This is a genomic window from Serratia sp. H1w (assembly GCF_000633355.1).
In the GTDB taxonomy this organism is placed as follows: domain Bacteria; phylum Pseudomonadota; class Gammaproteobacteria; order Enterobacterales; family Enterobacteriaceae; genus Chania.
In genome coordinates, this window is the sequence record NZ_AYMQ01000128.1 from 1 (window position 1) to 14,516 (window position 14,516).

General features: G+C 52.4%; 13 protein-coding genes. 7 read left to right on the forward strand and 6 right to left on the reverse strand.

The features are described 5' to 3' along the window. Nucleotides 1-42: 42 nt before the first annotated feature. Nucleotides 43-690: an NAD(P)H-binding protein gene (locus U869_RS0126220; protein WP_025123885.1), complete on the reverse strand. Its 648-nt coding sequence runs from the start codon at nucleotides 688-690 to the stop codon at nucleotides 43-45. Nucleotides 691-830: 140 nt separating this feature from the next. Between U869_RS0126220 and U869_RS0126225 the strand changes: the two genes are divergently transcribed. Continuing rightward, a complete protein-coding gene (locus U869_RS0126225) occupies nucleotides 831-2,264 on the forward strand; it encodes a non-oxidative hydroxyarylic acid decarboxylases subunit C (RefSeq protein ID WP_025123886.1) in 1,434 nt (477 codons plus the stop codon). A 12-nt stretch (nucleotides 2,265-2,276) separates the two neighbouring features. Then, entirely contained in the window at nucleotides 2,277-2,519 is a 243-nt protein-coding gene (locus tag U869_RS31135; RefSeq protein WP_071998294.1) for a non-oxidative hydroxyarylic acid decarboxylases subunit D, read from the forward strand. On the opposite strand, the gene U869_RS0126230 is transcribed toward U869_RS31135, so the two are convergent. The 3 genes from U869_RS0126230 to U869_RS0126240 are packed head-to-tail and all read right to left on the reverse strand — an operon-like array spanning nucleotide 2,449 to nucleotide 4,918. Further along, entirely contained in the window at nucleotides 2,449-3,405 is a 957-nt protein-coding gene (locus U869_RS0126230) for a LysR family transcriptional regulator (RefSeq protein ID WP_025123887.1), read from the reverse strand. The two genes, U869_RS31135 and U869_RS0126230, sit on opposite strands and share 71 nt — an antisense overlap. A gap of 6 nt (nucleotides 3,406-3,411) precedes the next feature. Then, on the reverse strand, nucleotides 3,412-4,467 hold the full coding sequence (locus U869_RS0126235) for a DUF1176 domain-containing protein (protein WP_025123888.1): 1,056 nt from the start codon (nucleotides 4,465-4,467) through the stop codon (nucleotides 3,412-3,414). Between the two features lie 19 nt (nucleotides 4,468-4,486). Further along, nucleotides 4,487-4,918, reverse strand: coding sequence for a YhbP family protein (locus U869_RS0126240; RefSeq protein ID WP_025123889.1), 432 nt, complete (start codon nucleotides 4,916-4,918; stop codon nucleotides 4,487-4,489). Between the two features lie 484 nt (nucleotides 4,919-5,402). On the opposite strand from U869_RS0126240, the gene U869_RS31140 reads away from it, so the two are divergent. The 4 genes from U869_RS31140 (at nucleotide 5,403) to potE (ending at nucleotide 10,190) form a co-directional block, all read left to right on the forward strand. Next, complete coding sequence (locus tag U869_RS31140) at nucleotides 5,403-5,570, forward strand: YhfL family protein (protein WP_071998295.1); 168 nt, start codon at nucleotides 5,403-5,405, stop codon at nucleotides 5,568-5,570. Between the two features lie 650 nt (nucleotides 5,571-6,220). Further along, a complete protein-coding gene (gene speFL, locus U869_RS32020; RefSeq protein ID WP_369795108.1) occupies nucleotides 6,221-6,304 on the forward strand; it encodes a leader peptide SpeFL in 84 nt (27 codons plus the stop codon). Between the two features lie 289 nt (nucleotides 6,305-6,593). Continuing rightward, nucleotides 6,594-8,756 carry an ornithine decarboxylase SpeF gene (gene speF, locus U869_RS0126245; RefSeq protein ID WP_025123890.1) on the forward strand — a complete coding sequence of 721 codons (2,163 nt, stop codon included), beginning with the start codon at nucleotides 6,594-6,596 and terminating at the stop codon, nucleotides 8,754-8,756. Between the two features lie 117 nt (nucleotides 8,757-8,873). Then, nucleotides 8,874-10,190: a putrescine-ornithine antiporter gene (potE, locus tag U869_RS0126250; protein WP_025123891.1), complete on the forward strand. Its 1,317-nt coding sequence runs from the start codon at nucleotides 8,874-8,876 to the stop codon at nucleotides 10,188-10,190. A gap of 62 nt (nucleotides 10,191-10,252) precedes the next feature. Here potE and U869_RS0126255 read toward each other — a convergent pair whose 3' ends face one another. Together U869_RS0126255 and ascF are read right to left on the reverse strand one after the other, a co-directional pair. Beyond that, a complete protein-coding gene (locus tag U869_RS0126255; protein ID WP_025123892.1) occupies nucleotides 10,253-11,683 on the reverse strand; it encodes a 6-phospho-beta-glucosidase in 1,431 nt (476 codons plus the stop codon). A 37-nt stretch (nucleotides 11,684-11,720) separates the two neighbouring features. Next, on the reverse strand, nucleotides 11,721-13,160 hold the full coding sequence (gene ascF / locus U869_RS0126260; protein WP_025123893.1) for a PTS cellobiose/arbutin/salicin transporter subunit IIBC: 1,440 nt from the start codon (nucleotides 13,158-13,160) through the stop codon (nucleotides 11,721-11,723). Nucleotides 13,161-13,358: 198 nt separating this feature from the next. Here ascF and U869_RS0126265 point away from each other — a divergent pair, with 198 nt between their 5' ends. Beyond that, nucleotides 13,359-14,378 (forward strand): LacI family DNA-binding transcriptional regulator, encoded by a 1,020-nt coding sequence (locus U869_RS0126265; RefSeq protein ID WP_025123894.1) that lies wholly within the window; start codon nucleotides 13,359-13,361, stop codon nucleotides 14,376-14,378. Nucleotides 14,379-14,516: the final 138 nt, after the last annotated feature.

Genomic DNA, 14,516 nt, shown 5'->3' on the forward strand with positions numbered 1-14,516 from the left:
CAATGATCACGGGTATATATCCCCGCCCTGAAGGATGGGGTTTTACGGCGCACCTGATAAGCGATGCGAGCAATGCAGTTGGTCGGACTCTAAAATCTTGATGCCACTGCCTGGGCTGAAAGCCTGCGTCAGCAGGGTTTGCGCGACGTCCTTGGCGGCAACGCCCTTCCATTTTCCCGGTAGCAGGCTGAATAGCGGTTGACTGAGCCGTTCCAGCAAACGCGGCTCAGCACGGGAGCCGAACAGCATTGAAGGGCGCACCAACGTCAGGCGCGGCCAATGCTGTTCACGCAGCGTCTGCTCCATCTCCCCTTTGGTACGATTATACAAAAATGGAGATTTGGCATTGGCCCCAATGGCGCTGACCACCAGGCAATGCTGCGCGCCGAGACGCTGCCCAGCCTGGGCCGTTTCAACCACCAGTTGGTAGTCAACATGGCGGAATGCTTCCGCACTGCCAGCCTGCTTGCGCGTGGTGCCTAAACAGCAGAACACCACGTCAACCGGCTGAGCCAGCTGCGCTAACAGCCCATGCAGATCTCCCCCGACCGGGTTGTCTAATTTGGCATGTGCCGGTAACGCCTTACGCGTTGGAGCAACCACCGAGGTGACCTGGATATCGGCCAACAGCAAACGTAACAGTTCGCCCCCTACCAGCCCGCTAGCGCCTGTGATCAGTACCCGTGCCATCGATTCCCCTTCCTGCTGCGCCATTTGCCCAAAGTATAACCATACTCAAAAGCTATACCCCGATATTTTTTAAGTCATTTCCCCCACGCGGCTTGCACCAGACAATGGTGAAAATTTCATCTTTACGCTAGGAGATCGTCATGCCTTATCCCGATTTACGCAGCTATCTGGCTGCGCTGGAGGAACAGCAGCAACTGCTGCACATTGAGGAGCAGGTCAAGCCCGAGCCAGATATCTCGGCTGCGGCCTGCGCTGCCAGCAAGCTTGGTGAAAACTCTCCGGCACTGCTGTTTGAGAACATTCATGGTTACCACGATGCCCGCATCGCCATGAACGTCCACGGTTCCTGGCCCAATCTGGCGATCGCCATGGATATGCCAAAGCATACGCCGTTGAAGAGCCAGTTTTTTGAGTTTGTTCGCCGTTATCAAAACTACCCCGGTGAAGTAGAGCATCGCGATAGCGCGCCCTGGCAGGAAGTGGTGATTGATAAAGATATCAACCTGTTCGACATTTTGCCGCTGTTTCGCCTCAATCACGGTGACGGCGGTTTCTATATCGATAAAGCCAGCGTGGTATCCCGCGATCCCTCCATTGAAGACAATGAGAAAAGCCAGAACGTGGGCATTTACCGTATCGAGGTAAAAGGCCGCAACCGTCTTGGCCTACAGCCAGTGCCTGCCCACGACATTGCCATTCATCTGCAACGCGCGGAAGAACTGGGGATCGATCTGCCGATCGCCATCACCATCGGTAACGATCCGATGATCAGCACGGTGGGCGCGATGCCGATCCTCTACGATCAGTCGGAATATGCCATGGCTGCCGCGCTTAATGGCCAGCCTTACCCGGTGGTTTACAGTGAGTACAGCGATTTGGATCTGCCGTGGGGATCCGAGTTCGTGCTGGAAGGCAAGATCCTCTCCAGAGTGCGCGAAGCAGAGGGGCCGTTCGGTGAATTTACCGGCCACTATTCTGGCGGACGCCGCATGCCGGTGGTGGAAATCAGCAAAGTTTCCCACCGCCGTAAGCCGATCTTTGAACATCTTTATCTGGGGATGCCGTGGACCGAGATCGATTACATGATGGGCATTAACACCTGTGCACCGCTGTATGTGCAGCTCAAACAGGCGTTCCCAGAAGTGGTGGCCGTCAATGCGCTCTATACCCACGGGCTGATCGTGATTGTTTCTACCAAGACCCGCTTTGGCGGCTTTGCCAAAGGGGTCGGCATGCGCGTATTAACCACGCCGCACGGGCTGGGTTACGCCAAGATGGTGATCGTGGTGGATGAGACGGTCGACCCCTTCAACCTGCCGCAGGTGATGTGGGCGATCTCCACCAAGTTCAACCCGGATTACGATCTGCTCAAGGTACCAGGGCTATCGATCCTGCCGTTGGATCCGGCTTCTCAGCCTGCGGGCATGACCAGCAAAGTGATCATCGATGCCACCACGCCGAAGGCCCCGGAAGAGCACGGCCACTTCTCACAGGAACTGCGCGACCCCATCACTACCAACGACTGGGTTGAGAAATTACAGACGCTGATTGAAGCGGCGAAAGCGGGCCACTAACAGGAGAGAGTTATGCATCAGCACCCCGAACAATGCCCACGCTGTGAATCTGACGGGCCAGAAGTCCTTAGCCATTCACCGGTAGCAGGCGCCTGGACGGTATTTCACTGCCCGACCTGCTTTTTCACCTGGCGCAGCACCGAGCCGGATTTCATCACCGATCCGGCCAAGTACAATGCCAACTTTAAATTCGCCCCGCAGGATATGGCGCATTTTGGCGTGATGCCGGCAATTCCGGAACTGAAACGCCGCTAGCGGTCTGCTTTAAGTAATCAACCACCGCACGCAGCGCGGAACGGGTTTCCTGCTGTGTGCGGTATAACATCACCAAATCGTCCGCCACCTCATCTAATTCTGGTACCGGAATGGCAATCAGTCCTTCCCAGATCTGATCCTGCGGTAGCATCGGCAACAGTGCGATCGCCATGTTCTGCTGCGCCAGATAGCGCATCATCGGGACATCGCTGGCATCGGCAAACACCTGCGGTTGCAGCCCTTGTTTTGCAAAACTCTGCAGCACCTGTTCATACACCCCAAAACCCGATTTGCGCCGCAGCAGCGTCAATGGGTGAGCCTCCAGCTGTTTCAGGCTCAACTGGGCATGCTGCGCCAGTGGGGACTCGGGATGGCACAACGCGCGGAAACTGGAATGTGCCAACGGCGTAATCGCGATATGGGCCTCACCGCTGGTAAGTGGCAAATGCACCAACGCCAGATCGATGCGCTGCTTGTCCAACAGTTCCTCCAGGTGCTGGGTATCTCCCTGATACAGGGAAAAACTCAGCTCTGGCCGCTGCTGGCGCAAGGACTGCATCATCTGTGCGACGCGCGGAATGCCCATCGATACGGTGCCGATCCGCACCACGCCACGTTGCCCTCCCCCGAACGCGTGCATCTCCTCTTCCACTTCTGCCGCCATTTGCAGCAGATCGCAGGCACGCTGATACAGATAGCGCCCGGCTTCCGTGGGGGCCATTCCCCGGCTGGAGCGCTCAAACAGTTGCACGCCCCACTCCTCCTCAAGCTGCGATAAGGCTTTGCTTAGCGGAGGCTGGGCGATATACAGCACCGCCGCCGCCGCGGAAACCGACCCTTGTTCGACCACCGCTTTAAAATAGCTTAGGGGCTTTAACTTGAGCATCTGGCTTTACCTTGCGGGTTTGACATCGGCCACGAAGGTCGGTAAATCCCAGGTGCCGCCCGCATGGATTAAACGGCACATGCCGGTGGTGGCCTCGTTGCTTTGACGGAACGCCGTCCCGTCCCACACCCAACTGGCGGTGGCCCAGCAATCGCCCAACCCACGCCCTTTTTGCCCCATTGAGATCGTCCCTTCATCATAGCCAGAACCGGAATTGGTCACTAATACCGGGGCCTGTTGCAGGGCGCTGTCGATCACCCAATAGCCGTAACCTTCGTTATAGGCGGCCCGCCAACACACGGCGGTAATCAGAGCATGGCCGTTGCCTAGCGGAGTCAGCGTGATGCCATCCTCGCTTGCACCTTCATTATCCTGTGGGGCCTGCATGCGATCGCAATCATCCGGTTGCAGCGTTGCCAGCAGTTTGGGGGTGAGTGCTGCGATCTCGGGTGCCGTCAGTGGGCGTTCCTGCGCCTTATCCACCTTCACCGCCTGGATCACCGGGGCAGCAATGGCTGCTGGTACACTGCTTTCCGGTTTGTCGCCTTTTTTGCTCAAGGCGCCTGGCGTGCCGATACGCCCCTGCACATCATCCATCTTCAATAAGGTCGCCGTTGCCCCATCGCCTGACAGTACGAAAGGCGCCGGGCCGCCTTTAAATTCGACTTTGCCACTCCCTTTGATAGCGCCGATCAGGGCCTGAGTCTGACTTGCGGACAGGTGCCAGAACCCTTCTTCGGCGGGCTTGAGCACGCCTGCCGCCTTGCCGTTGATCCACAGCGTCAACTTGGTGACCGGGGCTGAGTCACTCGATTCATAATCCGCCAGCGTGACTTCTCCCGTTGGAACCGTGCCGGGGCCAGCAATACGCGTAAGCAGCAGCGAACCGTTCCAGGCGCTTGGCTCATCTTCATTGGCGTAGCCCGCAGCGCGACAAGTATTGGTGTTGTCGCATGCCAACTCCCAATTCTTGTGACTAAAGGAAACGCCGCTATCTTGCGCCAGCGCCGGGGAAATAAAGGCGGCCATCAGCGACAATGCGGCTATCTTGGTGTTTTGCATCCCATCTATCCTTAAGTTATCAACGCGCCCAGTGCAGCTTTTTGCCAAAGCCCAGGGTATTGTCGGTCATCTTCACTTCCTGTAACGCGATCTGCCAGATAGGGGCTTTCATCACCCGAGCCACCGGAAAGCGTTTGCAGTAGCGTGCACGGGCCAGTTCAGCCTCGTCCCCTGCCAACAGCGTGATTTCTCCCGCGTACTGCACACCTTTGATCAGTGCAACGGTCTTTGGCTGCGGCGCAATAGTGCCCACCACCCGATGGTTCCGTTGCATCAGTTCACCGTGACGGGTGTGTGGTTCGGTCATCAGCCATAGCGCCATCCGCTCGGCATCGAAAACGTAAAAACAGTTGGCGCACCACATCTCAAGGCCATCACCGGCGCAGAGCGTGACCACATGTTGCTTGCCAAGAAAACGGGTTATGTGCAGCGAGTCTTCGGTTTGGTTCAACGTAAGTTCTCCTTTTCACCTCCGCTATCTTACCCCCAGATTTGCAAGCAGTCACAATTAGCGACAAAGTATGCCCGACGTCAAACCAGCCGATTAATCAGCCATTCCTGCAATAGTTTTACCGTTCTGACCCCACTCCCATTCCCTCGACTAAAAAGCAATATTAGTGACTAGAACGTTTAGTCAAACTTAAAATCAAGCATACCCTCTGTGTGGAACCACCATTAAATAACACCGTCACTATCCATTCAATTGATAATGAATTGCTAAAAACATACAAAAAACAAATTATTAGCAATGATAAATAAACCAGAAAAATATGACTCATCACAGATAGTCTCACTTTATATACATGAAAACCATATGTATATCATGTCGTTACGTCAACATTGAGGCAATTAATTAAAAAACCATTGTTTCAAGTTAATACCATGTGTAACAATGTATTTAGGATTACGTCAATATAAATAAGGGAAGAGTAAAATTGAATAAATTAGCTAAGTTAGTACTTGTCGCCGCAGCACTGTCTACATTAACTGCTTGTACTGGTCGTGTTGAGAACAAAACCAAAGATTGTAGCTACGATTATCTGCTGCACCCTGCTATTTCAATCTCAAAAGTCATTGGCGGCTGCGGCCCAACTGACAAGTAAAGGTTAACGTCGTACACGGTTTATTCGTGACGATAATAAGCTTTACCACTCCCCATGTTTACAATGTCATAAAAAAAGCCTCTGCTTTATTGGCAATGTATCTGCATGGGGAGACGATGACTACCGGCGCAGAGCGTGAGCACATGCAACTGGCTGATAACGGATAATGTGCTGCCGACCTTCGCTCTGGTTCAACGTAAGCTCTCCTTCTCACCCTCCCCCCGCTTTCTCACCCTCAGATTTGAAGGCAGTCACAATTAGCGACAAATTATAGCTAACAGGCATTCGGCATATAAATCAGTAATTACTGCATGGCTATGCAAGATAAGACCGGCTACTGTAATAACAATTAACAAACATCCTATCTTTATTTCTGCGATTACCTCCTTATATTGGCGGTGGTTTAACGGGGCATCATCACCCTAAGTCAAATTTACCCGGTCCGGCCAGGCCTTTTGTAGCAATTGCTTCACATATACAATCGCTGAATAATTCATAGCTATTCACTCCAGTGCATAGAAAATGAATAGTTAAGTATAAATCCCGCAATTAACGTGATCTGCATCACTTTATTTCCGACTTTTAGCGATAAAATAGCGCCATGTCCGTAACCCATAGGTAAATGGAAAATGGAAAACAACAACAGAAAGATGGCTCATATCCGACGAACTACACACCTTATGATGATGGCTCACCGCAGCTGCTTTAGCTTTGCCTTTTTTAACTTCAGATAAACTCCCTCCTCTGCGTTCTTATTGCGTCTTGCAGTACGAGCTATGCCAATGATCAATCCTTGCGCCTGATGGCGACGGTATCGCTTTGTTTTCATTCAAAACAGAGTTAATTCGGCATACTTGCAACTTCGTATAAGAAGCAAAAAAAACCATTTCGTAAAAATGAACTCGCATCCTGGTTATGTTCTATGAACATGATTGCGATAACGCGTACTTTTATTTTAACGAAAATATTTATCGACAAAGAAGTTATTTGTCGACGGGATATTTTTGTCTGAAGAATGATAAAATGAACAAATTGAAAATAGCAGCGAACCAAAAAACACTTTCTTGCTTTGAAACCGCACGTGAAATTACCGATGTACACCACAGCGACTTTAATGACGTGGCCGCTATCGTACTTTCCGTCGAAGACGTACAACACGGTTTGGTGGCTCAGTTGGAAGAAACCGGCCTGAACATCCCAATCTTTGTCGCCGTCTGCTGTGAGGAAGAATTGGATAATGCCGTACTTCCGGCGCTGAACGGCGTATTTGAACTTTGTGGCAAAAACACGCAGTTCTACGGCAAACAGCTGGAAGCCGCAGCGGTAAAATATGAAAGCGAGCTGTTACCCCCGTTCTTTAATACCCTGACCAAGTATGTTGAGATGGGTAACGCGACCTTCGCCTGCCCAGGGCACCAAGGCGGCGAATTCTTCCGCAAGCACCCTGCTGGCCGTCAGTTCTTTGATTTTTATGGCGAAACGCTGTTCCGCTCCGATATGTGCAACGCCGACGTTAAGCTGGGCGATCTGCTGATCCACGAAGGTGCCCCTTGCGATGCGCAAAAGCACGCCGCCAAAGTGTTCAATGCCGATAAAACCTACTTCGTACTGAACGGGACTTCAGCCTCCAATAAAGTGGTGACCAATGCCCTGCTGAGCCGTGGCGATCTGGTGCTGTTCGACCGTAACAACCATAAATCCAACCATCATGGTGCGCTGATCCAGGCCGGGGCCACGCCGGTCTATCTGGAAACGGCACGCAACCCGTTCGGCTTCATCGGCGGTATTGACGCCCACTGCTTTGAAGAGAGCTATCTGCGCCAGCAAATCCGTGAGACTGCCCCAGAACGCGCCAACGAAGCACGTCCGTTCCGCCTCGCCATTATCCAGTTGGGTACTTACGACGGCACAATTTATAACGCCCGTCAGGTTGTCGACAAGATTGGCCACCTGTGTGATTACATCTTGTTTGACTCCGCCTGGGTCGGCTACGAACAGTTCATTCCCATGATGAAAGACTGCTCGCCACTGCTGCTGGAACTGAACGAAAACGATCCGGGGATTATCGTGACCCAATCGGTACACAAGCAGCAGGCCGGTTTCTCACAGACCTCGCAGATCCATAAAAAAGATAAACACATCAAAGGGCAAGATCGTTACTGCAACCATAAGCGCTTCAACAACGCATTTATGCTGCATGCCTCCACCAGCCCGTTCTACCCGCTGTTTGCCGCATTAGATGTGAACGCCAAAATGCATGAAGGCAAGAGCGGCCAGCGCCTGTGGAAAGAGTGTGTGCGCATCGGCATTGAATCACGCAAAATGCTGTTGGACACCTGCACCATGATCAAGCCTTTCGTACCGGAGCAAATCGACGGCAAACCTTGGCAGTCTTACAGCACCGAAGCCATGGCCAACGATCTGCGCTTCTTCAACTTTGTCCCTGGCGAGAAATGGCATGCCTTCGACGGCTATGCCGAATCACAATACTTCGTTGATCCCTGCAAACTGTTGCTGACCACGCCAGGCATCGATACCGCCAGCGGCGAGTACAGCAGCTTTGGTATCCCAGCCACCATTCTGGCTAACTACCTGCGCGAAAACGGTATTGTGCCAGAGAAATGTGACCTGAACTCGATCCTGTTCCTGCTCACCCCGGCGGAAGATATCGCTAAAATGCAGCACCTGGTGGCGCTGATTGCCCGTTTCGAAAAACATGTCGAACAGGACTCCCTGCTGAGCGAAGTCTTGCCAACCGTATATAAGAACAACGAAAAACGTTACCAGAATTACACCCTGCGCCAGCTTTGCCAGGAAATGCACGACCTGTACGTCAGCTATAATGTGAAAGAGTTGCAGAAGGAAATGTTCCGTAAAAGCCATTTCCCTCGCGTAGCCATGGATCCGCAAACTGCCAATACCGAATTCGTCCGTGGCAAAGTGGAACTGGTTTCTCTCGCTAAAGCCGAAGGCCGCATTGCCGCTGAAGGGGCGTTACCTTACCCACCGGGAGTGCTGTGTGTCGTCCCTGGGGAAATCTGGGGTGGCTCTGCCCAACGTTATTTCCTGGCGTTGGAAGAGGGTATTAATTTATTACCTGGATTCGCCCCTGAATTACAAGGTGTTTATATCCAGCAGGATGAAGATGGCTGGAACCGGGCTTACGGTTATGTCATGAAAGCGTAATTAACTTTACCGGAGGCGGCATATTCTTGCCGCCAGACATATTTAAATATTCCTCGAATTTCAAGCGGAACCTATACGGCCGAGCAAAATTCGAGGGATATAATAGCGAGAATCATCATGAGTAAAACCAATAATAAGATGGGGGTTGTGCAATTAACGATCCTGACAGCCGTCAATATGATGGGCTCCGGCATAATTATGCTGCCAACCAAGCTAGCCGAAGTAGGGACCATCTCTATTGTTTCCTGGTTAGTGACCGCCGTCGGCTCAATGGCTCTGGCCTATGCGTTTGCCAAATGTGGTATGTTCAGCCGTAAATCCGGCGGGATGGGCGGCTACGCCGAGTATGCCTTCGGTAAATCCGGCAACTTTATGGCCAACTACACCTACGGCGTCTCGCTGCTGATCGCCAACATCGCCATCGCCATTTCTGCCGTGGGTTATGGCACCGAGCTGTTCGGGGTGGCTCTGACACCGCTGGGCATCTGTATTGCCACTATCGCCGTACTGTGGCTGGCAACAGTCGCCAACTTCGGTGGCGCACGTATCACCGGGCAGATCAGCGGGATCACCGTCTGGGGGGTTATTATCCCGGTAGTGGGTATCTCCCTCATCGGTTGGTATTGGTTCAGCGGCACCGCCTGGATGGCCGCATGGAACCCACATGCCGTGCCAACCTTTGAAGCCGTCGGATCGTCTATTTCTATGACTCTGTGGGCCTTCCTGGGTCTGGAATCGGCCTGTGCCAATACCGACGTAGTAGAAAACCCGGAACGCAACGTACCTATCGCCGTTCTCGGCGGTACTCTCGGTGCCGCAGTGATCTACATTGTTTCCACCAACGTGATCGCGGGTATCGTGCCGAACATGGAACTGGCTAACTCCACAGCTCCATTCGGTTTAGCGTTCTCACATATGTTCAACCCAACCGTGGGTAAAATCATCATGGCATTGATGATTATGTCCTGCGTCGGTTCACTACTGGGCTGGCAGTTCACTATCGCCCAGGTATTCAAATCCTCTGCCGACAGCGGCTTCTTCCCGAAAATCTTCTCCAAAGTCAGTAAATCAGATGCGCCAGTTAAAGGTATGCTGACCATCGTGATTATTCAGAGCGTAATGTCGCTGATGACCATCAGCCCGTCGTTGAATAAGCAGTTCAACGTATTGGTCAACCTGGCCGTGGTGACCAATATCATTCCGTACATTCTGTCGATGGCCGCGCTGATTATTATCCAGAAAGTAGCGAAAGTGCCTGAGAACAAGGCGCGTATTGCTAACGTGATTGCCGTGATTGGTGCGCTGTATAGCTTCTATGCGCTTTACAGCTCCGGGGAAGAAGCGATGATGTGGGGCGCTATCGCGACCTTCTTCGGCTGGACGCTTTATGGGCTGGTTTCTCCACGTTTTGAGATGGCTGAAAAACACAGTTGAGTTTGTTGAGCGGATAACAGAAATGGGCGCTTCGGCGCCCATTTTGCTGAGGAAAGAGGTGATTAACTCAGATCCGCACCGTTGCTGGCGATCACCTTCTGATACCAATAGAACGATTTCTTTCTGGTTCTGGCTAAGGTGCCATTCCCTTGGTCATCACGGTCCACATAGACAAAGCCATAGCGTTTACTCATTTCACCGGTAGAAGCAGATACCAGATCGATGCAGCCCCACGAGGTGTAACCCATCACCGGGATACCGTCTTCGATGGCATCCGCCATGGCTTTGATATGCCCGCGTAAATAGCTGATGCGGTACTCGTCGTCGATCTCACCCTGTGGGTTAATTTCGTCCTTCGCGCCCAGGCCGTTCTCCACCAGGAACAGCGGTTTCTGGTAACGGTCATACATCATGTTCATGGTGATACGCAAGCCCAACGGATCGATACCCCAGCCCCACTCGCTGGCCTGGATATGCGGGTTTTTCAGCGATTTGACGATGTTGGCCGCACTGCTGTTGTGCTCATTCATCTCCGCCGAAGCACAGCGGGAGGCATAATAGCTGAAGGAAACAAAATCGACGCTGTTTTTAAGGATTTCGCTGTCGCCCGGCTCCATCTCAATAGTGATGCCTTTTTCCCGGAACAGGCGTTTGGTGTATGAGGGATAGGCACCGCGAGCCTGTACGTCGATAAAGAACAGGTTCTCACGATCTTTCTCCAGCGCCGCCCAAACGTCTTCTGGTTTACAGGACCACGGGTAGAAATTACCACCAGCCAGCATGCAGCCAACCTGATTGTCCGGGTTCACCTCATGCGCAATTTTGGTAGCTAACGCACTCGCCAACAGTTCGTGGTGCGCGGCCTGATACTTCACCTGCTCCTGATTATCGCTTGGCTCGAACACCAACCCCGCACCAGAGAATGGGCTGTGCAGCAGGATATTGATTTCATTAAACGTCAGCCAGTATTTCACCAGCCCATCAAAAGCTTCAAAGCAGGTGCGGGCGTAATGGGTGAAGAACTCCACCATTTTCCGGTTACGCCATGAACCGTATTCCCGCACCAGATGCATCGGCACATCAAAGTGGCACAGCGTTACCAGTGGCTCAATGCCGTGCTTTTTGCACTCATTGAATACATCGCGGTAAAAGGCGATCCCTTCCGCGTTCGGCACGGTTTCATCCCCGTTTGGGAAAATGCGGCTCCAGGCGATCGAAGTACGGAATACGCTGAACCCCATCTCCGCCATCAGGGCAATGTCGTCTTTATAACGATGATAAAAATCGATACCGATATGGCTGGGGTAGAACTCATCTTCCCGCAGTTCAAAGCGCTTTTGCTGCCCCAGCTTCACGGCCAGTCGATCTTTACCATGAGGGATCATATCAACCGTGGTCAGCCCTTTGCCGCCTTCCAGATAAGCGCCCTCGGCCTGATTGGCAGCTAACGCACCACCCCATAAAAAGTCTGCGGGGAAAACAGATGCTGGCATAAGATACCTCTTCTCAAATATGCATATTTACAACAGGTTATACGGATAGCGCGGGAGCCGATTTGGCTTTTTCACTTGCCGTATCTTCAGTGACCGGGATGTCTTCAAAACCCAGTAACAGCGTGAGGATGAAGGACAGTACCACCGCCAGGACCATCACGCCAAATACCCAGACAATGGTCATCGGATTGGCCGGGTCAAAGAACTGTACGCTGGTAAACAGGCCCGGTGAGGCCATCGAATGGCTCGCCAACCCGGCTATTCCGGCAACGCCGCCGCAGACAAAGCCGCTGATCAGCGCTGCGATAAGCGGGCGCTTCAAGCGTATTGCTACACCATACAGTGCGGGTTCAGAAATACCGGCAACAATCGCCGACGCCGCAGCGGCCAGCGCCGTCTGACGCAGCTCCGGGTTTTTGGTACGCCAGGCAACCGCCAACGATGAACCACCCAACGAGAGGTTGGCACCAATTTCCGATGGCATCACCATGCCTTCTTTGCCGGTTTCCGCGATGGTTTGAATGATGGTTGGCGTAAATACGCGGTGCATCCCGGTCATGACCAGCAGCGGCCATAGCCCGCCCATAATCGCCACAGATAACCAGCCCAGATAGCTGTGAATGGTGTACACCAACGCGGAAATACCGCTGCCGATCCAGATGCCCAACGGACCAATCAGCAAGATGGCAATCGGTGCAGAGATCAACACGATCAGCATCGGTTTGAGGAAGTTTTTCGTCACGGCTGGCGTGATGCGATCGACCCATCTTTCAATGTAGGAGAGCAGCCAGGTCATGAACAATGCCGGGATCACCGTGTAAGTATATTTCACCGCCGTGACCGGTATGCCCATAAATTCAACCTGTTGTCCCTGCGCGGCTTTCGCCATCAGATCGATAAACGTGGGATGCACCAGCACCCCGGCGATCGCGATCGCTAACGACATGTTGGTTTTGAATTTTACCGCCGCAGAGGCAGCAACCATCACCGGCAGGAAGAAGAATGCCCCGTCGCCAATGACGTTAAGGATAATCAACGTCGAGGAGCCTTTGCCGAACACACCGGTCATATCCAGGATCATCGCGAGCAGTTTCACCATCGAACCGCCGATGATGGCGGGGATCAACGGTGACATGGTGCCAATCAGCGCATCCAGGATCCCTGCCCCAATACGTTTCAGGGTGATCTTGTTCTTTTCAGGTGCCGGTTGCTGGGTTACCGCCCCTTCGGGCAACAGTTTCAACACTTCGGCATAGGCCTGTGAAACGGTGTTGCCAATGATCACCTGGCACTGGTTTTCGCTTCTTACCACGCCCAGCACACCGCCGATCGCCTTCAGTCTGGCGGCATCGACGAGGGTGTCGTCGTTGAGCACAAAGCGTAAACGCGTCATGCAATGAGTCACCGCTGCGACGTTACTCGCTCCCCCAACTGCATCCACTATCGATCTTGATACCGCCGCATAATTCTTAGACATGAGGACAACTCTCATAGATAGGTAACCGGTTTCATATAAGAGTGTTGATATTCACATTGCAGATCAATCGATATATTTATTTATTGTCTGTTCTGTGACTGAGATCGACATGAGGGGGTACACAACTTTGCGAATGGCCTGCTCTAACGCAGTGGAATGTGTAGAATGGGGATAATTGTTACAAGCCGGGAAAACCCTATGTCTACCATGCAGGAAGTGGCCAAAAAAGCAGGCGTCTCAAAAGCCACTGTTTCACGTGTTCTTTCCGGCAAAGGGTACGTCAGCGAGGCAACCAAAGAGCAGGTATTTAAAGCCATCGAAGAGGCGGGCTACCGCCCTAATCTGCTGGCGAGAAACCTGGCCACCAATAAATCCCAGTGTATTGGCCTGGTGGTGACCAATACCCTCTATAACGGCAATTATTTCAGCGAGATACTTTCCCAAGCGGCGCAAAAGCTGGAAGACAACGGTCGCCAGTTGATCCTGGTGGATGGCAAACACAGCGCCGCAGAAGAGCAGGAGGCGATCCAATTCCTGCTCGATTTACGCTGTGACGCCATCATCATCTATCCGCGTTTCTTAACCATCGAAGCGATGGACGACATTATCGAGCAGCATAAGCAACCGATCATGGTGGTTAACCGCCGGTTGCGAAAACACCAAAGCCACTGCATCTGCTGCGACCACAAAGGGGCCAGCTTTAATGCGACAAAGTATCTGATTGAGCAAGGTCACCGGGATATCGCCTTTATTACTGGCTCACTGGATTCGCCAACCGCGATCGAGCGGCTCTCCGGCTATAAAGACGCGTTAAATCAATATGATATTTCGCAAAATGATGGGCTGATTATCAAAGGGAAATGGACACCGGCCAGCGGTGCGGCAGCGGTGGAGTCCCTGCTTGGCGGTAACATCACTTTTAGTGCCGTGCTTGCCAGCAACGACGATATGGCCGTGGGCGCCATCAAAACATTGAGCGAGGCGGGCATTGCCGTACCTGGCAACGTCTCCGTTATCGGCTTCGATAATATTCCTACCGCTCCGTATCTTTCCCCGGCATTATCCAGCGTAAAAGATCCGGTGAGCAATATGATGAGTGAGGTGATCGACAGGTTGATCGCGATGCTCGACGGCGGTTACCTGTCGAAGGATAACGTTTTTGTTTCCGAGTTGCTGGTTAGGGATTCGGTTGGGAATGGGCCTTTTGCGGGTAAGTGATACCAAACAGTCAGAGGCTTGGTTTTCAACTTTCGTTTATTTCAGGTTTTGATTTCGTCACATTAGAAATAATGTTGAAGAGATACTCAGAACAGACCGCGATGCAAAGACTAGAAATTTTGGGTCAAGTATTCAATG